This is a genomic window from Streptomyces sp. NBC_00996 (assembly GCF_045162675.1).
Taxonomy (GTDB): domain Bacteria; phylum Actinomycetota; class Actinomycetes; order Streptomycetales; family Streptomycetaceae; genus Streptomyces.
In genome coordinates, this window is the sequence record NZ_CP108723.1 from 1,263,040 (window position 1) to 1,286,127 (window position 23,088).

The 23,088-nt window shown below is 72.9% G+C and carries 6 protein-coding genes; 1 reads left to right on the forward strand and 5 read right to left on the reverse strand.

The genetic code is table 11. The annotated features are described in order from the left end of the window. Window positions 1-22: 22 nt before the first annotated feature. The 5 genes from OG390_RS06320 to OG390_RS06340 form a co-directional block, all read right to left on the reverse strand. Entirely contained in the window at window positions 23-802 is a 780-nt protein-coding gene (locus OG390_RS06320) for an alpha/beta fold hydrolase (RefSeq protein WP_406165689.1), read from the reverse strand. Window positions 803-866: 64 nt separating this feature from the next. After that, on the reverse strand, window positions 867-2,006 hold the full coding sequence (locus OG390_RS06325) for an alpha/beta hydrolase (RefSeq protein WP_406165691.1): 1,140 nt from the start codon (window positions 2,004-2,006) through the stop codon (window positions 867-869). Further along, complete coding sequence (locus OG390_RS06330) at window positions 2,003-4,894, reverse strand: thioester reductase domain-containing protein (RefSeq protein WP_406165693.1); 2,892 nt, start codon at window positions 4,892-4,894, stop codon at window positions 2,003-2,005. Before OG390_RS06330 ends, OG390_RS06325 begins: the two co-directional genes overlap by 4 nt. A 63-nt stretch (window positions 4,895-4,957) precedes the next feature. Beyond that, entirely contained in the window at window positions 4,958-19,858 is a 14,901-nt protein-coding gene (locus OG390_RS06335; protein WP_406165695.1) for an SDR family NAD(P)-dependent oxidoreductase, read from the reverse strand. A gap of 225 nt (window positions 19,859-20,083) precedes the next feature. Further along, window positions 20,084-21,808: a fatty acyl-AMP ligase gene (locus OG390_RS06340; protein WP_406165697.1), complete on the reverse strand. Its 1,725-nt coding sequence runs from the start codon at window positions 21,806-21,808 to the stop codon at window positions 20,084-20,086. Between the two features lie 706 nt (window positions 21,809-22,514). Between OG390_RS06340 and OG390_RS06345 the strand changes: the two genes are divergently transcribed. Continuing rightward, entirely contained in the window at window positions 22,515-23,054 is a 540-nt protein-coding gene (locus OG390_RS06345) for a hypothetical protein (RefSeq protein WP_406165699.1), read from the forward strand. The last annotated feature ends 34 nt before the right edge of the window (window positions 23,055-23,088 follow it).

Genomic DNA, 23,088 nt, shown 5'->3' on the forward strand with positions numbered 1-23,088 from the left:
GCTTCGACAGCGGCCGGGCGCCTCAGGCCCGGGCGGTCACGAACCGGTCGAGTGCCGAGGTCAGTTCCGCCGGCTTCTCCACCGGCAGTTCGTGGCCGGCGTCCACGATCCGCACCACCGCGTCCGGGTAGGCCTTCGCCATGCGCAGCATCTGCGAGACGGGCAGCTGGATGTCGTGGTAGCCGTGCACCAGCAGGGTGGGCGTGCGGATCTCGCCGATTCGGTCGAGGACGTCGAAGGCCCGCATGGCGCCGTAGAGCGTCATGACCACCTCCCGCGGTGTGTCCGCGGAGGCGCGCACGTACTCCCGGATCTCCTCGCGCGGGTAGCCGGGGGCGAAGGCCCGCTGGATGTTGGTGGCGACGAACAGCTTGAACGGCACCAGCGTGGAGACCCCCATCAGCAGACCCCGCCCCCGGCTGTAGGTCATGCGGCTGATCGAGTTCACCAGCGCCATGCGCTCCACCCGCTCGGGGTGGGAGAGGGCGATGGTCTGCGAGATCATCCCGCCCATCGAGTGGCCGACCAGGACGAAGCGCTCGACCTTCAGGTGGTCGAGGAGGGCAAGGACGTCCCTCGCCAGCTCCTCGATCGTGCGCACCCCCGCCCCGCTGCTCTCGCCGTGTCCGCGCAGGTCGAGGCGTATCACCCGGCGCTTCGGGGAGAAGTGCGCCAGCTGGTGGTCCCAGCGGTGCCGGTTGGCCGTCCAGCCGTGGATGAACACCAAGGGCACACCGTCGCCGTCGCGGGGGCCCTCGTCGTCGTACGTCAGTGCTGCGCCGTCGACTTCGAGCTGCGGCATGGGTCGCCTCCTGCGGTGCGGTCCAGTTACTGACGGGTACGGTAGCCGCCCGCCCGGGCTGCCGTCACCGTCGTTTGCCGAGGAATTCGAGGATGTGCCCGAATACGTCGAGGGCCGCGCCCCGGCCGAGGAACGTGTCGAGGTGGCCGTACCCGGGAATCTCTGTGTACGCGACGTCCAATTGGGGCTGCCGGTGGGCGAGGACCTCACTGCAGAGCTTCTGGGAGTCCAGCCACAGGCCGTTCTCGCTGCCCGCGAGCAGCAGGACGGGAGCGTCGATGCGGGCGGCCGCGTCCAGTGCGTTGGGCGGCAGTGCCCGGTAACGGTGGTCGGTGTCGTGCCAGCGGACCACGCTGCGGGCCAGCTCGATCCGGCGCAGATGCGGCAGGATCCACAGCGGCGCGGGGCCCAGCAGCTCCGCGAGGCGGTTGTGGGTCGTCCCGGACAGGTGCTCGTGCACGAACAGGGAGGCGCCCGTGCCCCACGCCGAGTTGTGCAGGATCTGGCAGGTCGGATCGGGGCAGCCCGCCTTCCGGGAGGCCAGCGCGAACAGCGGCGTGTACTTGGACCAGAGGCCCACCTTGCGGAAGTCGACCGGGATGTGGTCGATCCGGGTCTTCAGCAGCTCCCCGGCCACCGACATCCGCAGCGACGTGCGGCCGGCGAGCTTCGGCGTCAGGAACACGCCCTGGGACACCACCCCCGCGAGGCCCGGCACCAGCCCCGCCGTCATGCTCAGCGAGAGGGCGAGGGATCCGATGCAGTGGGCGACGACGAACAGCGGCCGGTCTCCGATACGCCCGCGGATGTGGGCGACGGCCTCGGGAATGTCGTACAGCGCGACGTCGTCATACGTGTACTTCTGGCCGGTTTCGTTGTACGGGAGGCGGCAGCTGCCGCGCCAGTCGAGCAGCCACGGCTCGTAGCCGTCGTCGAGCAGGACGTCGACCAGGTTGCGTGTCTCCGGCAGCAGGAACATGTCGGCGGACGCGGTGTGCCCGTGCAGGAGCAGCACGGCGGGCCGGTCCGTCTCGCCGCTGTCGACCCGGGTGAGGCCGAGCCGGACGCCGTCGCCCGCTCGGAAGGGGATCTCCTCGACGGCCGCCGGGTCGAGGCGGTGGTGGAGCGGGCGCAGGGCGGTAGTGGTCCTGACCCTGCGGAGCGCCGGCCTGGTCCGGGAGGTGGTGGTCGTCCTGAAGATCATCGGTTGTGCTCCGTGAGGGTGGGGGTGCGGCGCAGGTCGAGGAGGTCCGCGGCGGCCCGGGTGAACGGGCCGAGCAGGCCGCGGCCCATCTCCAGGCCGAACCAGGCGAGCCAGGCGAGCTTGGCGGCCCGCTTCTCCTGGCCGGTCAGGCGCGGGTCGACCTTGATGCCGTCGATCTGGTCGCGTACGTAGCTGTCGGCGGGCACGACGGCCTCGCCCGCCAGGGTTGCCGGTTCGCCCTCGCGGCCGATCTCGACGGTCAGCGTGCGGGTCTGCCGCCACACATCGCGGCGGGCCCGGGCGTACTTGCGGCCCTCCAGCCACCAGAACCCGCCGTCGGCATCGCGCAACCGCAGCCGGTAGCACAGGAGTTGATGCCGCAGACCGTGCTGCTGCGGGATGCCCTCCTCGGGGCGGATCCAGACGTCGCCGCACTCCACGACCAGGGGTTCGGGGTGCACCGCCGCGCACATCAGCTCGCCGCTGACGTCCACCCGGCGCTCCTTCACCAACTGGTACATGCTTGCGATGGAGAGGGTGAGCGCCATCGAGCAGGGTGTGTCGGCGGGGGCGCCGACCGGGCCGACGCCTCCCTCGGTCGTCTCCGAGAACCACAGGTAGGGCTGGTCGTCCTTGTGCGGCAGCCGGGCCAGGCCGTCCTGGGCGAGCCGCTCGAACGTCTTCAACTGAGCCTGGGCGTCATAGCGGGCCGCCGGCCGGAGCCCGAGGGCTTCGACGAGCGCGGCCGTGCGGTCGTCGTCGGCCGCCGGGCCCTTGAGTGTCGCCTCGCACAGCTTGAGGGCGGTGGGGCTCTGCAACACCCGGGCCAGGAAGGCGAGTTCGGGCACCGGCTCGGCCTCGAGGCGGGCCAGGGTGTCGGTGCGCCACTCGTCCCAGTCCTGTACGCGTACGTGCATGCCGCCGAACGCCATGTCGCGTACGACGTCGTCGAGGGTGTTGGGCACACCGGTCAGGTTGTAGTCGTAGCCCCAGGCGTCGGGTTCGCAGATGACGCCGACCGCGACGCGGCTCACCCAGTCCACCGGGGCCGAGTTCAGGTAGCGGAAGGCGGGCACGGTGCGGAAGCGGCCGAAGGCCGAGATGAGGCCGCTGCTGAGATCCTGCGGGTTGTAGGCGCCGCTCTTGGTGTGACCGCCGATGCCACCCGGGCGCATCGCCGTGACGATCAGACCGTGGTCGCGGACCCGGCGGAGTGCGACTTCGGCGGCCCACTTCGTCTGGTCGTACCCGGCTATGAGGCGATCGACGTGGGCGAGCGGGTCGTCCTCTCCCATCGAACCGATGCCGACCTCGTTGAAGACCGCGATGGAGGAGATGTGGTGCAGCGGCTTCGGCCGGCCGGTCGCGGCGAGTTCGGCGAGGGTCAGCGAGCCGATGACGTTGCTCTGCCGCAGCGACTGGTAGCCGCGCAGGAAGTCCACGGCCGCCGCCACGCCGACGACGCTGTCCAGTTCGCGGGCGAGCGTGTTCCACAGGTCGTCGGGCAGGCCCAGGCGCGGGCGCCTGATGTCGCCGGGGAGCACGGTCACCCGGCGCCGGATCTCCGACGACCACGGCAGCTGGTAGCTCTTCAGCGCCTCACCGAGCCGGGCGAGGGCCGCCTCCTCGTCGGCCGCGCGGACCAGGCAGTGGACATGGGCGTCGCTGTGCCGCAGCAGATCGAGGAGCATGTGGCTGCCGAGGAAGCCGGTGGCGCCGGTCAACAGGATCCGGCGGGGCGGCAGCGGCTCGGGCGAGGCGGCCCAGGGCAGTCGGTCGGCGAGGGCGAGGTCGGCCAGGATCTGGTCGAGGTCCTCGCGGCGGGCTGTGCCGTGCGGGGTGTCGCCGCTGCCGGGCTGGAGAGTGGTCCCCACCGCGGATGGCGTTCGGGGGGACGGGATCGGGAGAGTGCTCGGGGCGGACAGGGGGAGGGTGCCCGGGGCCGGCGAGGTGCCGGTGTCGGTGGCCGCGCGGACCGACGTGGGCCTGACCGTCGGGGATTCCGAGACGCCGTACGGCGCCGGTGCTCCGGCCTCGGCCGTGGCCCAGGTCGCTGCGGGCGCGAGGGTTGTTGATGTACCCGGGTCCGACGAGGTGGCCGTGCGTCCACCGGTCGACAGCCAACGCTGGGCGAGGCTGCGTGGCCGGGCATCGGCGAACACGTCGTCCAGGCCGATCTCCATGCCCAGCGCGCGTTCCAGCTCCGCGACCAGTTCCACGGCGCCGACGGAGGAGCCCCCGGCGTCGAAGAAGTCGGTGTCGGGCGACAAGTGTCCCTCGGGCAGAAAGAGGCCCGCCGCGGCGGCGATGGCTGCGGCGAGGCCGTCCACGTCCTGGGGCACGGCGGAGCCGACAACCGAATCCGGCGCGCTGCCGGTCGACCGGGGCGGGGTGAAGTCCGCGCGGCTGCCGGTCGGTTGGGAGGGAGAGGGGGAGGGGGAGGGGTCAGTGGTGATGGCGGTCGACACAGGCAAGGCCGAATCCGTGGCGATGCCGGTCGCCCCGAGCGAGGCATTGTCCGTGACGACGCCCGTCGGCTCCGCCACGGCGGAGTCCCCGACGTCACCGGCCGACCCGAACAGGGCGGAGTGCGTACCGGCCGGGGCCCGCCCGAGCATGGCGGAGTCCGCCCCGCTGCCCGTCGGCCCGGGCACGGCAACATCCGTGGCGCCGCCGGCCGACACGGGCGAAGCACCGCCCGCGACAACATCAGCCGACCGCGACGCGGCGGCGCCCGCCCCGCTGCCCGTCAGCCCGGGCGAGGCCGCCAACCTGACCCTTGCCAGCAGGGCGTCCACGCTGAGTCCACCGCCGCCCCGCTCGATGGACTCGCCGGTCGCCCGCTGTCCGTCGGCGTACGCCGACGCATCCTCGTTCACATCACGCATGAGAGCCCTTCACGTTGTGCCTCGTCCTCTCGCTCATTGCTGCCGTCGGCCGAAGCCGGCCGGTCACTGGCGCTGCCAGGAACGGAATGTCCGCAGGTGTTCGGGTGTGACCACGCTCTCCAGGCGCTCGTCGTCCTGGTCTCCGCCGCCGAGGGCGGCGAGCAGACGACGAGCCGGTACGTTTCGCGGGGTGCGCTCCGCCGTCAGCCGGACCTTGGCGCAGCCCAGCTCGTCCGCGCGGTCCGCCAGCCACTGCAACAGGCGTTCCTCGACGCCTCGCCCGAGCGCCCGGCAGCTCATCAGCCAGGCCAGTACGTCGAGTTGGTCGCCGTCCGGGCGGACGGCGAGCAGACCGATCTGGCCGTAGTCGCCGAAGCGGTCCCGGGCCGCGGCCGTCCACACCTCACCGCGCTCCCGCCACCGGGCGAGGTCGCCGCCGTCGGCCGACCTGGCGCAGAGGGTGAACTGGTTCGTACGGCGGACGAGTTGATCCGCCCGCTGGACATCGGCCCCGGACAGCGCCCGGATGTCGACCTCCAGCTCCAACTCGGCGAGGAACTCCTCGAAACCGGCCTGTTCGCGTACGGCGTCCCGTTCCCGCTCCTGCGCGTAGAACCCCGCCCGCAGCGCGTCCTCGGCCGTCGCCGCCGCCGGGACCAGCGGCCACAACCGGCCCAGGAACTCCGCCAGTTCGGCCGTCGGCGGGCAGGTAACCGACAGCACCTGCGGCAACGCCGACCGCACTGCACCGATCTCGACCGGGTTGTCGTCCAGGAACAGGAAGCTGTCCAGCCCGAGGTTGAGCGTGTGCGCCGCCTCGGCCAGGCGGCCGGATTTGGGGCCCCAGGTGGCGGAGAGCACGCTGAAATGCTCCGCCTTCAGGAGGCTGTCGGGGCGCTCCAGAACGGCTCGGACCGTGTCCTCGTCGTTGTTGCTGACCAGCGCCAGCAGCGCGCCCGCAGCACGCCACTGCAGCAGCCTCCGCGCCAGCAGGGCCCGCGGACCGGTCAGGTCCACCGCCTGCGGGCCGATCTCCCCGGCGACCCCGCCCCACAGGGTCTCGTCGCCGTCCACCGCGATCACCTTCGGCGCGGGCCGTCGGACCGCTCGTACGACCTCGGCCAGTCGCAGCGCCACCGCCGCCTGGAAGCGCGAGGTGAAGGGGAGGTGGGCCAGCCGCTCGGTCCGCTCGTCGAAGGGATTCTCGACGGCGTGATGGCGCGTCCAGTCGTCGGGGCGGAGCACCGCGATGCCGGGCGACTCGGCCAGTTCGGCGGCGATCTCGCGCTCCCAGCGCACGAGCCGCTCCTCCTGCCGTCCGGACGGCAGGAAGCCGACGATCAGCGGCTTGCGGGTCCGTTCGGACAGGGCCCTCAGCGCTGCCGGGTACTCGGTGCGCAACTCGGCGAGCAGCGCGTCGTCCACCGGGCCGAACCGTTGCAGGTCCACCGCCCGCAACAGCACCACGCCCGCCGCCGTGGTGGGGTCGGCGAAGACGCCGGAGGGGTCGCGCAGGCCGGCGAGCACTTGGTGATACGGGGCTTCCGCGACCGTCAGACCACCCTCCTGCGCCCCCTCGTTGGCCGCCGCCTCGCAGAGCGGTGGGAGGTTGCCGAGGGCGAAGGTGGCGGCGAGGGCGAGCGAGGGGTGCGCGGCGGCAGCGGGCTCGTCGGCGGTCGGGGCTTCGGCCTTGGCCCGAGCTTCGACCTCGGTCCGGGCTTCAGCTACGACCGGGGCGGCCTCGACCGGGGTGGCCTCGACCGGGGCGGCTTCGACCGGGGCGGCTTCGGCCTTGGCCCGAGCTTCGACCTCGGTCCGGGCTTCAGCCACGACCGGGGCGGCCTCGACCGTGGTACGGACCGCCGCCCTCGGATCCTCGACCGCCTCCGCGAGCAGCCGCAGGAACTCCTCCCCCAGTTCGGTGGAGGTCTCCTCGTCCAGGATGTCGAGATTGTGGTCGAGGCGGATCCGGCCCGCGTCCGGGGTCATGGTGATCATCAGGTCCAGGTCGGTGTAGCCCGTCCCGGCCGGCAGCACCTCGAGGTGGGTGAGGCGGCCCGCCGAGGAGCGTACGTAGTTGAAGTACACCTCCACCAGCGGTGCGTTGACGCGGTACAGCCCCTGCTGGGCCAGCGTCGACAGCACGTCCGAGAACATGGCGCCCTTGGCGAGGACCCGGTCGAGTCGGCCGTCGGTGCGGCGCAGCACCTCCTCGATCCGCTCGCCGGGCCGGGCCTCCGCCGGGAACGGCACCGGCACTCCGAAGAAGCCCACCGCGTCGTACGCCTCGGCGTGGATGCGGGTGTCCACGGGCACGGCGAGCACGAACCGCTCCCGCTCGCGCTTCCGCGCCAGCAGCACGGTCAGGGTGCCGAGACAGAAGGCGGCGGGCGTGATGGCGAGCCCGCTCGCGGCCGCCGAGACCCGCTCCATGAGCCCGTCGGGAATCGCCACGGTCACACTGCCGGCCCGGTAGGAACGCGCCGCCGGGCGCGGCCGGGCGAGCGTCAGGTCGAGACGCGCGCTGCCGTGGAAAGCCTCGCGCCACTCGGCCGCGCCGGCTCCCGGGCCGTGGGCCTCGCCCGTCTGCTGGGCCTCGATCAACAGATGGATGTCGCGGTTCGTCACGTCGTCGCCGAGCGAGGTGCCGGACAGCTCGGCGTCGATCTCCCCCGCCACCAGCAGCAGCGACTGCAGATCGCTCACCGCGTGGTGCGCGCCGAACACCAGGATCTGGCCCTGCGCACCGCCGTCGAGCAGCTCGAACCGCCACAGCGACGGTTTCGCCAGATCGAACGGCGGCTCCAGCAGCCGGCACAGCGCCTCGGCGGCGTCGAGTTCGCCCTCTGCGGTCGTCCAGCCGAGGACCGGCCGCGCCGGGTCCCGCTCCACCCGCAACTGCCGCCCGCTTTCAGCACCGTCGACGATCGCCGTGCGCAGGGCCGCGTGCCGTCCTGCGAGCCGGGTGAGGATGTCGGTGAACGCCTCTCGGGTGGTCGGCGTGACGAGCCGTACGGCCAGGCCGACGCCGTGCGCCGCGTCCGGCATGCCGGGCTGGGCGCTGCGCAGCAGCCGTACGACATCGCGGGTGGCGGGCCGCAGTTCGCTCTCCGGCACCTCGACGACGGCCCGGGGCCGCTCCTCCCCCGGCGTCTCGGTGTTCCGCTCGGGGAGCGCCTCGCCCAGGGACCGCGCGAGGCCGCGGATGTCGGACGCCGAGAACACGGTGGCGGCGGGGAGCTCGACACCCAGCTCGCGGGCGAAGGCGTTGCGCAGGCGCACGAGCATCAGGGAGTCCAGGCCCAGTTCCTTCAGGGCCGAGGTCGCGAAGACGTCCACGACTCCTCCGGAGACCTCGCCGACCCTGGCCCTTACGTACGCTTCGAGCCACTCGGCGCGGTCCTGGTCCGTCGTCGCGGCGAACACCTTCTTGACGAGGCCGTCGGAGTCCGCAGCGCCCACCGGGACAGCGACGAGGTCGCCCAGGATCGGGCGGGTGCGCACCGCGTCCGGGTCGAGGGCCAGCATCTCCCAGTCCAGGGAGATGGGCGCGAGCTGGCGGCGGGAGGTGGTCAGCACCCGATCGAACAGTTCGCCACCGTCCTGCGGGGAGAACGCGACCAGTCCCGACCGGCTGGTCTCGGCGGCCCGGGTGCCGGACTCGGCGACCATGCCGACGCCCTCCCAGGCGCCCCAGTCCAGGCTCAGCGCCCGGCGGTCGGCGCGGGCGAGGTGGTGTGCCCAGGCGTCGAGGAAGGCGTTCGCCGCCGAGTACGGGCTCTGCCCGGCCGAGCCGAGAAGGCCGGCCGCCGAGGCGAAGAGGACCAGGCTTCCGGCTTCCGGGATCAGCTCCGTGAGCAGCGCGGTGCCGAGGACCTTGGGGGCGAGGACACGCAGGACGCGTTCGTCCGTCAGGTTCGCCACGGTGGCGTCGTCGAGGACGCCGGCCGCGTGGACGATTCCGGCGATGGGGCCGGCTTCACGGCGTACGGCGTCCAGGGCAGCCGTCAGACCGTCCCGGTCGGCGACGTCGGCGCGCGCCAAGTGCACGCTCACGCCGCGCTCTTGGAGGCTCCTGATCCAGTCGGCGGTGTCCGCGTCGGGCGTACCCCGGCTCATCAGGGCCAGTCGGCGGGCGCCGCGACGCACCAGCCGTTCGGCGACGACGCGGCCGAGGCCGCCCAGACCGCCGGTGATCAGGTGAACGCCGTCCGGGGTGATCCGGTCGTGACCGCCGTCCTCCGGGCGGGTGCGGACCAGACGCGGCACCAGGCGGCCCGACTCCCGCAGCGCGACCAGCCGTTCGTCGTCGGCGTGCCGCAGCTGGGTCCACAGCGCGTCGACGCCGTCGGTGGCCGGCAGGTCGATCAGTGTCGTCGACAGCTCCGGGTACTCCTGGGCCACCGCGAGACCGAAGCCCCAGGCGAGCGCTTGCTGCGGGTGCGTCACCTGCGTGCTGTCACCGGCGGCCTGGCTGCCGCGGGCGACCACGAACAGGCGGGGAGCTCGGCCTTGGGGGCGGTCGGCGAGCGTCCGCACCAGGTGCAGGGTGGTGAGGCAGCACAGTCCTGCCGCCTCCTCGGCCGTACGGGCATCCGCGATCGCCGGGGCGTCGAGGGCGGACAGCTGGACCACTCGCTCGGGCAGCCCGTCCGTGAACGCCTCGTCGAAGAGCCGGGCCAGGTGCCGGGGATCGGTCGGGTCGAGGACGTACCGGCCGGGGCCCTCCAGGCCGAATTCCTCGCCCCTGCGGGCGATCACGTGCGGCATCGACGAGCCCAACCGCTCGGCGAGTTCGGCGGCCACTCCCGTCTCGTCGGCCAGGATCAGCCAACGGCCCTCCGCGGGCCGCGCGTGCGCGTCCGGGCGCGGCTGCCAGCCGGTCTCGAAGAGCGCGCCGTCCAGCGGGGAGAGCGCGGCCAGTTCGAACTCCTCGGCCTCCAGGACCAGTTGTTCGTTCTCGTCCCAGAGCCGCAGGTCCAAAGTCGCCGTGTCACCGTCCACGGACCGCAGTGCGCAGGTCACCCACGCGGGGGTGGTGCGCAGTCCGGTGAAGCGGAGCCGGCCGACCCCGGCCGGCACGAACGCACGGCCCTCGGGCGCGTAGCCCGGCAGGGCCGCCGCGTGGAAGGCGGCGTCGAGGACCGCGGGGTGCAGCAGGTGGCCGGCGGCCGGCTTGTCGGCCAGCCGGCCGAGCGCCGCGGAGGCCGCGCGGTGGCCCGCTTCGAGGCCGCGGAAGGCGGGGCCGTAGTCGATGCCGAGGGCGGCGAGTCGGCCGTAGACGCCCGAGAGGTCGACCTCTTCCGTGCACTGTTCGCGCAGCGCTGCGAACCGTGCATCGACCACGGATTCCACGGGGCCGACGGCGACCCGTCCGACGGCGTGCCGCTGCCACCGCGTACCCCGCTCCCCCACGGCAGCCGAAGCGATCGTGAAGTCCCTGAAGCCGTCCTCGGCGGGCCGCAGGACGAGTTGCAGCCGTACGGGCCGGTCCGCGTCCAGCCGCAGCGGCTGGAGGAACCTGACGTCGGCCAGCCGCACTTCGCCGCCGTCGTGAAGCGTGGACGCGCCCTCCAGCGCCATACCGAGGAAGGCGGCGCCGGGCAGCCAGACCTCGCCGGTGACCCGGTGGTCCATGAGATAGGCGAAACGGCTGTCGTGCAGGTCGATGTCGCTCTGGAAGGTGTGCCGTTCGGGCTCGTCGCTGGCCTCGATGTGCGTGCCGAGGAGCGGCGACGTGCCCGACGCGGTGGCCGGGGCGGGCGCGAGCCAGTGGCGTTCGCGGGCGAAGGCGTAGGTGGGCAGGTCGACCCGGCGCCCCTCGGGGAACACCGCCGACCAGTCGGGCGTGTGTCCGGCCTCGTACAACTCCCCCAGCCTGTGCAGGAGAACGTCGCGCCCGTCCTGCTGCCGGCGCAGCGAGCCGACGCCGACCGCGTCGATCCCGGCCTCGGCGGCGACCGCCTCGATCGACGGGATGAGCGAGGGGTGCGGGCTCAACTCCACGAAGTAGCGGTAACCGTCGTCCAGCATCCGTCGGATCGCGTCCGCGAAACGAACGGGTCGCCCGAGGTTGGCGAACCAGTACGCGCCATCCAGGCGGTCGCCGGACACCGGTTCGGCCAGCACCGCCGAGTACAGCGGGGTCGGCGTCCGCCTGCCCCGGACGCCGGAGAAACGTTCGAGGAGTTCGTCGCGGAGCGGGTCCATCAACGGAGTGTGCGAAGCGAACGCCGTCGAGAGCCGTCGGACGGGAACTTCCCGCTCCTCCAGGTGCTGCCGCAGCTCGGCCAGCGCATCGGTCTCGCCGGAAACGGCCGTGGAATTCGCGCTGTTGACCGCGGCGACGAACAGCCGGTCCGGGTAAGGAGCGAGCAACTCCTCGACCGTCGTGCGCGGCAGCTCCACGGCCAGCATTCCGCCGTGCCCGACCAGCGGTACGACCGCCTGGGCGCGCCCGGTCACCACCGTCACGGCCTCGTCCAGGGTGAGGGCGCCCACGCAGTACGCGGCGGCGATCTCGCCCAGGCTGTGCCCCACCACGGCGTCCGGGGCGATGCCGAGCGCACGCCAGGCGGCGGCGAGCGCCGCGTTGACCGCGAACAGCACCGGCTGCAGGTACTCGGTCCGGTCGAGCGGGGAGAACTCCTCCGGCGCCCGCAGCACATTGAGCACCGACCAGCCGACGTGCCGCCGTACCGCCTCGTCGACGCGGGCCAGCTCTTCCCGGAAGGGCTCGGAGTCGGCCAGCAACTCCAGGCCCATGCCCGGCCATTGCCCGCCGTGCCCCGCGAAGACGAAGGCCACCTTGCCGGTCTGCTCCTCGCGCGGCGGCGCCACCTGCTTCCGTCCGGTCGCCAACGCGTCCAGCACGGCGTGCAGTTCGTCGGGGTCGCCCGCCACGACCGCGGCGCGCCGCTCGAAGTGGCTGCGGTGCCGTGCGAGGGAGTGGGCGATGTCCGGCAGGGCGGCGACGTCGTCGCTCAGGTGCTCGGCCAGCCGGGCGGCCTGCCCCCGGACCGCGGTCTCGCTCCGTCCGGACAGGACGAAGAGCCGCTTCCCGGGCGGGAGTTCACCCTCGGGCTCTGCCTCGACCGGCGGCGGCGCCTCCTCCACGATCAGATGCGCGTTGGTTCCGCTGATCCCGAAGGCGCTCACGCCGGCCCGCCGTATGCGCTCCCGCGACGACGGCCAGGCGACCGGCTCCTGCAGCAGCTGGAGCCCGCTGCCCGCCCAGTCGACGTGGCGACTGGGTGTCTCGGCATGCAGGGTGCGCGGCAGGGCCTCCCGGCGCAGCGACTGCACCACCTTCATCAGCCCGAGCACACCCGAAGCGGCCTGCGCGTGCCCGATGTTGGACTTCAGCGATCCCAGATACAGCGGGAGACCGGGCGGTCGAGAGTCACCGAAGACCTCCGAGAGGGCGTTCGCCTCGATCGGGTCGCCCAGCGTCGTGCCCGTCCCGTGCGCCTCGACGTAGTCGATGTCGGCCGGGCCGAGCCCGGACAGCTCCAGCGCCCGCCGGATCACCTGCTCCTGAGCCGGTCCGTTCGGCGCGGACAGCCCCTGGCTGCGGCCGTCCTGGTTGACGGCCGTGCCGCGCAGCACGGCCAGCACCTCGTCACCGTCACGCCGCGCGTCGCTCAGCCGCTTCAGTACGACCATGCCCGCGCCCTCGGCCCAGATGGCACCGTCGGCGCCGTCGGAGAAGGAGCGGCAGCGGCCGGTCGGGGACAACCCGCGCAGACGGCTGAACTCCACGAAGGTCTGCGGTGTGACCATCAGCGTCACGCCACCGGCGAGCGCCAGGTCGCACTCGCCCGACCGCAGCGCCTGCGCCGCCAGGTGCAGCGCCACCAGCGACGACGAGCACGCCGTGTCCACCGTCAACGCCGGGCCGCCCAGCCCCAGCACGTAGGCCAGCCGGCCGGAGGCCACGCTCAGCGCCGACCCCGTACCGACGTATCCGTCCAACTGGTCGAGCCGGGAGCCCGACAGGTAGTCGCTGCCGAACATACCGACGTACACACCGGTGGTGCTCCCCGCCAGCTCGGCGGGCACGATCCCGGCGCGCTCCAGCGCCTCCCACGCCGTCTCCAGCAGCAGGCGCTGCTGCGGGTCCATGGCTGCCGCTTCCTTCGGAGTGATCCCGAAGAAGCCCGCGTCGAAGGACTCCAGGTCCTCCAGGAAGCCACCTTCCCGGGCGTACGACTTGCCCAGGGCTTCCGGGTCGGGGTCGTACAGCGACTCCACGTCCCAGCGTCCCGCCGGGAACGGACCCACCGCGTCACGGCCCTGCGCCACCAGGCGCCACAGGCCGTCGGGATCGCTCACGCCGCCGGGCAGCCGGCATGCCATGGCCACCAGGGCCACCGGCTCGTCGGACGCCGACACCGTCGTACGGGTCGGCTGTGTGTCGGGGGTGGTTCGACCGGTCGTACGGCCGCCCGTCGAGAGCGCGGTGGTCAGCAGGTACGCGGCGAGCCTGGTCGGGGTGGGGTGGTCGAACAGCAGGGTGGCGGGGAGCCTGGCGCCGATGCGGGTGCCGATGCGGTTGCGGAGTTCGACCGCCGTCACCGAGTCCATGCCGAGTTCGCGCAGCGGCTGGTCGGGGCGGACGGATTCCGCCGAGGGCAGGCCGAGGGCGCGGGAGGCCTCGTCTCGGACGAGGGCCAGGACGCGTTCGGCGCGTTCGGCCTCCGGCAGCCGGGCCAGGCGGTCGGCCAGGCCGTCGCCGCCGTCCCGGCCGGTGCGGGGCGCGGGCAGCAGCGAGCGCCACAGGGCCGCGGAAGTACCTCCGGTGGTGGCCGGGTTGTCTCGCAGGCGGGGCAGGTCCAGCGCCCAGGCGACCAGGTGCGGTGCGCCCCGCCGCAAGGAGCGTTCGACGAGGTCGCGACCCTGGTCGGGGGTGAGCGCGCGGTGGCCGAGGCGGGCCATCCGCTCCAGGTCGGCGTGTTCGGCGGCGAGGCCCTCGCCCGCCCAGGCACCGAAGGAGACCGAGACTCCGGGCAGGCCCATGGAGCGCCGATGGTGGGCCAGTTGGTCGAGGAAGACGTTGGCCGCGGCGTAGTTGCTCTGACCCGCGTTGCCGACGACGCCTGCGGCCGAGGAGATCAGCAGGAAGAGGTCGAGCGGTGTGTCGGCGGTGAGCCGGTGCAGGTGGGCGGCGCCGTCGACCTTGGGCCGCAGCACCTCTGCGAGGCGTTCGGGCGTCAGCTCGGCGACCACCCCGTCGGCCAGGATGCCGGCACAGTGCACGACGCCGCGCAGCGGCAACTCGTCGCCGATACCACCCAGTACGCCGGCCACGGCCGCCGCGTCCGCGATGTCGCACGCCACCACCTCGACCTCGGCGCCGAGCGCGGTCAGTTCCGCGGTGACGTCCGCGGCACGCGGGTCACCCAGCCCCCGACGGGACGTCAGCAGCAGGCGCGGGACGCCGTGTTCGGCGAGGAGCCGGGCGATGTGCCGGCCCACCGCGCCCAGACCTCCGGTGATCAGCACCGTGCCGTCGGTGGGCACCGGGGCGGGGCGGCTCACCAGATCGAGGACGACGGGGCTGCCGGACGCGAGGGCCCGGCGCATCGCCTCGCGGGCAGCCGTGACGGGAAGGCATGGGGTGTGCGCGGGACGCGGCTGCCCGGCGCCGACGGCCTCGCGCAGGGCCGCCCCGAGCTGTCCACGCTCCGCCGTGGCAGTGAGGGCGAGGGGCAGGGCAGCCGCGGCGGTGAACGGTACGTCGTCCCGGAGCACCGCGACCAGCAGCGCGTCGGCGACCGCCTCGGAGCCGGGCGCGCTGTCGGTGAGGGCGACAACCCGCAGACCGGGGGCGAATCCCTCGACGTCGGCCCCCACCTCGGTGAGCACACCGGCGCACAGTGTCCTGCCACCAGGGACACCGGCCGAGGCGGGGTGCACAGCGAACGCGTGCACCTGGATCCTCACCTGGCCAGGTGCCACGGCGGCCTGGGCCGCCACCGCGCGAAGTGTCGGCTCCGCCGGGAGGCCGGCCAGCTCGTAGTGGTCCCCTGCCGGGATCCGCAGAGCATCCGCGGCGCGGGCGCGCACCAGCCGCGGGACGAGCAACGCACCTGCCCTGCAGGCGAGTTCGGGCTCGTCGGTGTAGGCGAGGGCGGTCGGCAGAGCGCCCGCGGGCTCGGTACCGTCGAGGTCGAGCAGGGTCAGGCCGAGGTCCGGGTGTTCGGTGCGCATGCTGCGGGCCAGGCCCCACAGCACCGACTGGGCCAGACCGGGCACCGTGTCCCGGTCGCCGGCCGCGACCGCTCCGCGGGTCACCCAAACGGTCCGGCCCGGTGCCCCGCCCTCCGGGAGCGCGATCAGGGTTTGCAGCTCGGCCAGTGCCGTTGCCGCCAACTCCTTTGCCGCGGTGGCTGGTTCGGCATCCAACGCCGGACGCGGCCAGAACCGGACGAGGACGTCGGTGCCCGTCTCGTGCACCTGGACCCCCGCCGCCTCAAGGCCTCGCAGGGCTGCAATGACCTCGGCGTCCGAGCGGTCGCCGACGACGGCCCACTCGGTACCCGGCGCCCCGGTGGGCGTCTCGGGCGCGGCCGTCCAGACGACCTCGTACAGGTGCCTGCCGTTCTCCGAGACGCCGTTCAGGTCCGCCGGATCCGCGGCCCGCAGCCGTACGCCCTCCAGTCGACCCGCCAGGAGACCGTCCGCGTCCCACAGCGTCACGTCCAGGGTGAGGTCCGTCCCGGAGCCGCCCGATCGCCGTACGAGCGCGGTGAGTTCGGTCGCGCCGCCGGGCGGCAGGACGCAGCGACCCACCGAGACCGGCAGCAGCACCCGGCCGTCGGATGCGTCGAACGCGGCGCTCACGTGCAGCGCGGCGTCCAGCAGCGCCGGGTGGACCGGGTACGGGTCCGCCGCGTCGCGGGCCACGGCCGGCAACGAGAGCCGGGCCACCAGCTCGCCGTCGCCGGCCGCGACCGCCGACCGTACGCCCTGGAAGGCCGGGCCGTAGCCGAGGCCGAGCCCGGTGAGCCGCTCGTACGTCTCCTCGCTCCAGGCCGGTTCGGCGGCCTCCGGCCACAGCGGCGGCTGCCCGGCCGTCACCGGGGCGGGCTCGGCCGCCGACGCGGTGGCGTGCAGGGTCCAGCCCGCGGCCTCGGCTCCGCGCGGACGGCTGTGCACGGTGATCTCCGGTACGGGACCGGCGGTCACCACCTCGACGGACACCTCGGCCGTGCCGGACTCGGGCAGGGTGAGTGGCGCGAGGAGCAGCAGGTCGGTGACATCACCCTGACCGTCCGGGCGGGCCACGGCCAGCGCGGCGCGGCACAGCTCCATCAAAGTGGTGCCCGACACCACGGTCCGTCCGAAGACGGTGTGGTCGGGCAGCCAGTCGGCGGTGGCCGCGGACCACTCGTTGCGGAAGGTCCAGCGAGTGTCGTCCGCGGACTGCAACTGGACACCGAGCAGCGGGTGTGCGGAACGGTCGAAGAGAACGGAAGCGCCGGCGGCTGAATCGGGCTCGGTCCAGTAGCGCTGCGGGTCCCAGGCGTACGTCGGCAGATCCGCCGGTTCGGCGTCGGCGACCAGGCGGCGCCAGTCGATCTGCCGTCCATGGATGTGGAGTTCGGCGGCGGCGCGGTCCAGGCAGGCGGGGCCGTCCTCGTCGCGACGGAGCGATCCGACGGCTACCAGGTCGTCGTGGCCGGCGTCCTCGGCGACGGTGCGGAGTGCGGTGAGCAGTGACGGGTGGGGGCCGAGTTCGACGAAGTGGCGGTATCCGTCGGCCGTCATGCGCTCCACGGCGGACGCGAAGCGGACGGGTTCGCGGAGGTTGGCGTACCAGTAGTCGGCCTCCAGCTCCTCGGTGACCGGCTCGCCGGTGACGGTCGAGTACCAGGCGACGGAGGTCGGGTACGTGATGACGCCGTCGAGTTCGTCGAGGATCGTCGCGCGGACCGGCTCGACCTGGGCACTGTGGGAGGCGTAGTCGACGTCGAGGCGGCGGGCGAACACCTGCTGCCGGTCGAGATCGGCGAGCAGGGCTTCCAGCGGTTCCACATCACCGGCGAGCACCGTCGAGCGGCCGCTGTTCACGGCGGCGACCGAGACCCGGCCGTCGTATGCGGCAAGGCGCGCCTCGAGCGCGGTGTGCGGCAGAGCGACGACCGCCATGGTGCCGGAGCCGGACAGCTCGGTCAGGGCCCGGCTGCGCAGGGCGACCACGGCCGCCGCGTCGTTGAGGCTGAGCGCCCCGGCGACACAGGCCGCGGCGACCTCTCCCTGGCTGTGCCCGATCACGGCGTCCGGGCGTACGCCCCGGGCCCGCCACACCGCGGCCAGGGACACCATCACGGCGAAGAGGACCGGCTGGACGACTTCCACGCGGTCCAGGGACGGGGCGCTCGCGTCGTCGCGCAGGACGGCCGTCACCGACCAGATGGTGTACGGGCGCAGCGCGGCGTCGCAGCGGTCCAGTTCGTCCGCGAACACCGGGGAGCTGTCGAGGAGATCGCGCGCCATGCCGGTCCACTGGGAGCCCTGGCCGGGGAAGACGAAGGCCAACTTGCCGGCGAGGAGCGTCTGTTGGGGGCCGACGATGAGGTCGGCGTCGGGCTGTCCCTCGGCGAGACCGTGGAGCGCGGTGAGCAATTCGTCGCGGCCCCCGGCCTGGACGACGGCTCGCTGCTCGAAGTGCGTACGGTGGTGGGCCAGCGTCGCTGCCACGCCGGACAGCGGCAACTGCGGCTGTGCCGCGAGCGCTTCGGCGAGTCGGCCCGCCTGCCCCTGGAGGGCGGGGAGGGTGCGGGCGGAGAGCGGGAAGAGGGTCTTCGTGGACCGCTCGGCGGTGGGCCCTTCGGGCTGCGGCCGTTCGGGCTGCGGCTCTTCGGACCGCAGCCGTACGGCCTGCGGCTCTTGCGTCCGCGGCTCTTCGGACCGCGGCTCCTCGGGCCGCAGCTCCTCGGGCCGCGGCTGTTGCGAGTGCTTCGGCTCGCTGCTCCGCTCTTCGGCTCGCGCCGGCTCGGCGGCCAGCTGCTTGCAGTGCTGCGCCTCATCCGTCTGCTGTTCCGCGTGCCCCGGCCCGGCAGCCCGCGCCTCGGCCTGACCCAACTCGACAAGCAACGGTTCGGCCGGCTCAAGCACAACACTCCGCCCGTCGACCCGACCCGGCCCGGCAGCCCGCTCTCCGGCCTGACCCAACTCGACAAGCAACGGTTCGGCCGGCTCAGGCACAACACTCCGCCCGTCGACCCGACCCGGCCCGGCAGCCCGCTCTCCGGCCCGCCCCTGCCCGGTCTCCCCAGCGGTCGACTGTGGGGCGGGCCGCCGCTCGGCGACCGTCCGTGCCAGGTCCTCCGGCGCCTCCTCCAGCACCACGTGAGCGTTCGTGCCGCTGATCCCGAACGCGCTCACCCCGGCCCGCCGCACCCTGTGGTCGCCCCGCGGCCACCCCCGGGCGCTGCTGTGCACGCGGAGGCCGCTGTCCGCCCAGTCGACGTGCTCGGTCGGGGTCTGGGCGTGCAGCGAGGCCGGGAGCAGTTCGTGGCTGAATGCCAGCACCGTCTTGATGACGCCGCCGATGCCCGCCGCGGCCTGGGTGTGACCGATGTTCGACTTCAGGGAGCCGACGCCGAGCGGCCGGTCGGCCGGGCGTCCCGGTCCGAAGACGGCGGCCAACGCCCGCCCCTCGATGGGGTCGCCGAGCCGCGTGCCCGTGCCGTGCGCCTCGACGTAGTCCAGGTCCTGCGGCCGGAGCCCGGCGGCGTCGAGGGCGGCGCGCAACACCCGCTCCTGCGCGGGGCCGTTGGGGGCGCTCAGGCCCTGGCTGCGCCCGTCCTGGTTGATCGCGGACCCCTTGACGACCGCGAGGACCCGGTCGCCGTCCCGGCGCGCGTCGGCGAGCCGCTTGAGCAGCACCAGACCGCACCCCTCGGCCCACACCACACCGTCCGCGTCGGTCGAGAACGGGCTGCACCTCCCGGACGGCGACAGCCCGCGCAGCCGGCTGAACTCGACGTGCCCGCGCGGCGTCACAAGCAGCGTCGCGCCGCCGGCCAGCGCGAGGTCGCACTCGCCGCTCGCCAGCGCCCGCGCCGCCAGGTGCAGGGCGACGAGGGAGGAGGAGCAGGCGGTGTCGACCGTCACCGCCGGGCCCTGGAGACCGAGGGTGTAGGCGATGCGCCCGGAGGCCACGCTGGACGCCGAGCCCGTACCGACGTGCCCGTCGAGCTGCCCCAGCCCGGCCGAGGCCAGGTACCCGCTGTCGTACAGGCCGATGTAGACGCCCGTGGAGCTGCCGTTCAGCGCCCGAGGGACGATCCCGGCGCGCTCGATCGTCTCCCAGCTGGTCTGCAGCAGGAGCCGCTGCTGCGGGTCCATGGCCGCGGCCTCGCGTGGCGAGATCCCGAAGAAGGGCGCGTCGAAGCGGTCGATGTCGGAGAGGAACCCGCCGCGCAAGGTGTACGCCTTGCCGCTGGCCTCCGGGTCGGGGTCGTAGAGCCCCTGGGTGTCCCAACGGCCCGCGGGCACCTCGGTGATGGCGTCCTCGCCCGCGGCCAGCAGCCGCCACAGCGCCTCGGGGTCGTCGGCGCCGCCGGGAAAGCGGCAGGCCAGGGAGATGATCGCGATGTCGTCGTCGGCCCGTACGGGCGTGTCGGCCGGCGCCGGGTCCGCCGCCGCCGCACCGGCGGTCCGCTCGCCGAAGACCGCCTCGCTGATCGCTGCGATCGTGGGGTGATCGAAGACGAGAGACGGCTCCAGCGGCCGTCCGGTCCGTTCGGAGAGATCTGCCGCCAGCGTCACCAACTGCCGTGATCCGAGGCCGAATTCGGCGATCGGCCGCTCCGGGTCGACGGCCAACGGGTCGAGCCCGGCCGCCTCGGCGACGGCCGACGCCAGCCAGTCCCGCGCCCCCTCGGGAGTCGTGACGGACATCTCGGGAAACTGCTTCGGGGTCTCGTTCGCGGGCATCTCGTTCGCAGGCATCTAGACAGGTGTCCTCGTGAACTCGGGCTCAGGCGGATACCGTACGGCCGATGCGGCGGGTACGCCTGGTGGGTGTACGGCTGTTGGGGCCGACGTACGGTGGATTCGGGCGGCGCACAGCGCACTCGGGCGACGCAGACCGAGGAAGCGGCGTACGGCTGGTACGGCCCGTACGACCGTCGCACCGCCGTCGGCGCGGACGCGCGCCGACGGCAGCGGGTGACGTCATCCCGTGGCGGGGGCGCCGACGACCGAAAGGGTGCCGTCGAGGTACGCCGCCCGGGAGGCACGGCGCTGGATCTTCCCGCTGGACGTCTTGGGGATGGTGCCGGGGTGGACCAGCACCACGTCGCGCAGCGCCAGGCCGTGGGCCTCGCCGATCGCGCTGCGGATCAGGTCGATGATCTTCTCGCTCTCGCCCGCCGCCTCGGGGGCCGTCTCGGCGACGACGACGGGCTGCTCGCCGCAGACTCCGCCGTCCACGGAGAAAGCCGCGGTGCAGCCGGGCCGCAGCGCCCAGTGGGTCAACTCGGCGGACAACTCCAGGTCCTGCGGGTAGTGGTTGCGCCCGTCGATGACCATCAGGTCCTTGAGGCGGCCGGTGACGAACAGCTCGCCGTCCCGCAGGAATCCGAGATCGCCGGTCCGCAGGAAGCGGCCCTCGCGGTCCTCGAGGGTGGCCCGAAAGGTCTCGCGGGTGGCGAGGGCGTTGCGCCAGTAGCCCTTGGCGACGCTCGCGCCGCCGACCCAGATCTCCCCGACCTCGCCCTCGGGCAGCTCCTCCTGCCGCTCGGGGTCGGCGATCACCACGGTCGTGCCGGGGCCGGGCCGCCCGCAACCGACCGCCGCCGCGTCCGCCGCGCCGGCGTGCGGTCCGGTCTCGGCGGCCTCGATCAGGGTGGGCGGGGCCTGCACCGAGCTGCCGGTGACCATCAGGGTGGCCTCGGCGAGGCCGTAGCAGGGGTAGAGGGCCTCGCGGCGGAAGCCGGCCTCACCGAAGGTCTCCGTGAACCGCCGCAGGGTGGCGGCCCGCACCGGTTCGGCGCCGTTGAAGGCGACCTTCCACCGGCTCAGGTCGAGCTCGTCGAGGAGGTCGGGCGTGGCGTGCTTCAGGCACAGCTCGTACGCGAAGTTGGGGCCGCCGCTGGTGTGCGGTCGGTAGCGGCTGAGGGCGGTCAGCCAGCGCTGGGGCTGCTGCAGGAAGTGCAGCGGCGAGAAGAGCGTGGCGGTCACGCCGAGGTAGACCGTGTTCAGGACGGGGCCGATGAGACCCATGTCGTGGTACACGGGCAGCCAGCTGACGAACAGTTCGTGGTCGTACTCCGCGATCGTGTCCGTGGTGTGGCCCATCCGCTCGGTGATGAACCGCTCGTTGTCCAGCAGGTTCCCGTGGGTCACCATCACGCCGCGCGGGGCGGAGGTGGAGCCGGAGGTGTACTGGAGGAAGGCGACCGAGTCGGCGGTGAGGTCGGGTTCGCGCCAGGAGTCGGCCGCCGCGTCGGGGATGTCCTCGGTGGCGACGCAGGTGATGCCGTCCAGTTCGGGCAGGTGTTCCGCCATGGCGCCCAGGGCGGCTATCACTTCACGGCCGCCCAGGATCACCTTGGCGTCCGCGTCGGCTATCAGGCGCTTCATACGGATCAGGGCGCGATGGTTCTGCGAGCGCCCTTGTGGGGGCACGCCCGGCACGGCGACGACTCCGGCCGAAAGGCAGCCCAAGTAGCCGCAGATGAACTCAAGGCCGGGCGGGTACAGCAGCAGGGCGCGAGAGCCGGCCAGACCGCGCTCCTGCAGCCAGGCGGCGACGGCTCGGGACCGGCTCGCCAGACGGGCGTACGAGATGTCCTGGATCTCTCCGTCACAGTCACCCGTGACGAGATAGCGGTAGGCGGTCCGGTCGGGCTGTTGCGAGGCATGCGCGGTCAGCAAATCGACCAGGGAACGAGCCATATGAGGAGTCTCACCTGTTCAGATCAATGAGCGAGGGGAACTGGAGTTCGAAGGCCGGGTAATGCGTACGCGCTGAAGCCGCGGACACCTGGCCCCCTTGCCAGACCGTCCATCTCGGCCAACCCGTCCGAGGAGCAGCAGCGATGCGTACGCCGGCTCCTCGCGACCCCCGTTCAGCTTGCTACCAACGAGTAGCACGATAGCAAGTCTTCTCCGCTACACAGCGGTAACCCTGGGTATTCAACCAGGAATTGGGAAACCTGACGCCTCGTTATGGAAATGCGAGCCCGGCCGGCCGACGCCCTGCCCCCCATGCAGCCTGCGGAAGTGCTCCCGGCGCCTACCGGAAAGGCCGTGACTTCGCCGTATGGCCACCCATGCCGTAGTGGTACAACTCACTGATGCGGTTGCGGTGTCCACTTCCCTGCGCTGCCGCCGAGTTCTCTGCGCTGCCGCCGAGCGGGATCGGCGGATGAGGGGTGCGCACCACCGGAGGTGAATTCAGCGGGCGGCCGGGATTGCCGGACGTGACCCCTTCCTCGCTTCGGCCCGATCATGCCGCGCCGCTCACATACATCAGGTTCAGGCTTGTCGGAAATAATGCAACCTTTGGGCCAACTCGCTTGTCTCAGTCGATACCAGTCACATAGCTGTCTTGGGGGACACAGTGAGACGAATCAGAAAAACATGGGTGACGCTGGTGCTCATGAGCGCTGCCCTGGGAATGGCGGCGGTACCGGCCGACGGAGCCGCGCTCACCACCGCACAGGCCACGGCATGCCCCACCGGTTGGGGCAGCCTCGGCAAGACGGTCGCCTCGACCACGACGGCGCCGCTGACGGACATCAGGACCGGCCGCCACGCCTGCTACGACCGGATGGTCTTCGACATCCCCGGCGGCGGCGACGGCCTCGGCTACTGGGTCGGGTATGTCGACCACCTCTACCAGGACGGATCGGGTCGCCTCATACCTGTCGGCGGCGGAGCCGTCATCGAGGTGCGCGTGGCCGCGCCCGGCTACGACCCCGAGACCGGCGCACCCACCTACCCCGGGCGGGCCGGTCGCCCCCTGCCGGGCACGGACCTCACCGGGTACCGCACCTTCAGGGACACTCGGTTCGCGGGCAGCTTCGAGGGCGAGACGCAGATCGGGCTCGGAGTTCGCGCCCGACTGCCCTTCCGGGTCCTGCAGTTGAACGACCGTGTCGTGGTGGACGTCGCTCACAACTGGACCGGCGCGCGCTGACAAGCCGCGGTTCGCCGGGCGCCACCACATCGGA

Bases quoted from the DNA above. Each gene is read 5' to 3' on its own strand.
- OG390_RS06320 (WP_406165689.1), bottom strand. From the start codon at position 802: ATGCCGCAGCTCGAAGTCGACGGCGCAGCACTGACGTACGACGACGAG.
- OG390_RS06330 (WP_406165693.1), bottom strand. From the start codon at position 4,894: ATGCGTGATGTGAACGAGGATGCGTCGGCGTACGCCGACGGACAGCGG.
- OG390_RS06345 (WP_406165699.1), top strand. From the start codon at position 22,515: ATGAGCGCTGCCCTGGGAATGGCGGCGGTACCGGCCGACGGAGCCGCG.
- OG390_RS06325 (WP_406165691.1), bottom strand. From the start codon at position 2,006: ATGATCTTCAGGACGACCACCACCTCCCGGACCAGGCCGGCGCTCCGC.
- OG390_RS06340 (WP_406165697.1), bottom strand. From the start codon at position 21,808: ATGGCTCGTTCCCTGGTCGATTTGCTGACCGCGCATGCCTCGCAACAG.
- OG390_RS06335 (WP_406165695.1), bottom strand. From the start codon at position 19,858: ATGCCTGCGAACGAGATGCCCGCGAACGAGACCCCGAAGCAGTTTCCC.